Genomic DNA, 1,600 nt, shown 5'->3' with positions numbered 1-1,600 from the left:
TCCGGAATCTGTCAACCTGAATGAGGCACTGTTGAGCGGTATTTACTGAGTGGCCTTCTCGGTGTCGTCTGGTTTGTTGATCCATGAGCCGCTGGGCAGTCTCGGCGGCGCAGGCGGCTTTTGCACGAACCGTTCTGGGTGTGCGGCGTAGGCGGCGTCGAGCACGCCGGCGCGCTTGTCGCGGATGATCGCGGCGGTGCCGTAGTGCACGTCGGCAGGAACGTGTAAACCCAGCCCGGTATGGCGATGGTCGTCGTTGTACCAGCCGAAGAAGATCTGGCAGTGCCGGCGGGCGGCCTCGATCGAGTCGAACCGGTCGGGGAAGTCGGGCCGATATTTCAATGTCTTGAATTGCGCCTCGCTGAACGGGTTGTCGTCGGAGACGTGTGGGCGTGAGTGCGACTGGGTGACGCCGAGGTCGGCGAGCAGGAACGCCACCGGCTTGGAGGTCATCGAGGAGCCGCGGTCGGCGTGGATGGTCAACCGGTCGCGCCCGATGTCCTGCTTGGCGCAGGTCTGACGGATCAATACCTCAGCGAGCGCGGCACTTTCGCGACTGGCGACCATCCATCCGACCACGTAGCGGGAGAAGATGTCCAAGATCACGTAGAGGTAGTACCAGCTCCACTTCGCCGGGCCGCGCAGCTTGGTGATATCCCAACTCCACACCTGGTTCGGTTCGAACGCGACCAGCTCGGGTTTTACCGTTGCTGGGTGGGTGGCTTGCCGGCGACGCTCCCGGCTCTCGCCGGCTTGGCGCAGCAGCCGGTAGAAGGTCGAGATCGAGCCGAGGTAGCGGCCTTCGTCGAGCAGTGTGGCCCACACTTCGGTCGGCGAGGTGTCGACAAACCGCTCGCTGTGCAACTCATTGAGGATTGCGGCCCGCTCGGCGGCGGACAATGCACGCGGCTGCACCCGGTCGGTGTGCGGGATCGGCGCCGGCCGCTGCGGCGGCGGGCTTTGCCGGTGCCGGCGGTAGTAGCTGGCCTGGGCGACACCGACGACATCGCAGGCGGTGCGTACACCGATCTTGTCGGCCAGCTCGGCGATCGCTGCGTCGCTCACTTCATCGACCCGTTCTCGGGCTCCGCGCTCTCGGAGAGCGTCTCCAAGAGCGCGTGCAGTTTTGCCTGCACATCCACCACGAAGCGGGTCTTGGCCAGCTCCTGCTCCAGTTGGTGTTTTTCGGCCTCCAGCCGGGTGATCCGCTCGGCCTGTGGGTCGCGCCGCTTACGACCGCGCGGAACGGCCAAGCCAGCCAGCGCGCCGGCGTCACGGGCCCGCCGCCACGCCACAATGTGGCTGGAATACAAGCCCTCCCGGCGCAACAGCGCACCCTTCTCGCCTTCGGGAGCAGCGTCGTAAGCGGCCAGGATCTCCAGCTTGTACTTCGCGGTAAACGTCCGGCGCCGGGCACGCTCGGGCACCTCAGGGTCGGGACGTTCCGTCCCAGCGTCATTCATCCGACCAGGATCTTCGATCCCGGTCGCTCGGACCAACGTGGTCACCTTGCTTGTCATCTCGGGGAAGCTCTCCATCCCCGCCCTCGAGTCACTAATTGTCAGGGGGCAGGTGCCTCAACCCAGGTTGGCAGAGAGGG

At 65.4% G+C, this 1,600-nt stretch carries 1 protein-coding gene; it reads right to left on the bottom strand.

Annotated features, from left to right (window positions below):
- Positions 1-42: 42 nt before the first annotated feature.
- Positions 43-1,463, bottom strand: a protein-coding gene (locus AC5Y49_RS24605) for an IS3 family transposase (RefSeq protein ID WP_499891988.1) whose coding sequence is annotated in 2 segments (ribosomal slippage) — positions 43-1,130 and positions 1,130-1,463 — 1,422 coding nt in all. Because the reading frame shifts where the segments join, the coding sequence is not laid out codon by codon here.
- Positions 1,464-1,600: the final 137 nt, after the last annotated feature.

Source organism: Mycobacterium sp. NGS62 (assembly GCF_059812285.1).
This window is presented reverse-complemented; position numbering and strand designations above follow the sequence as displayed.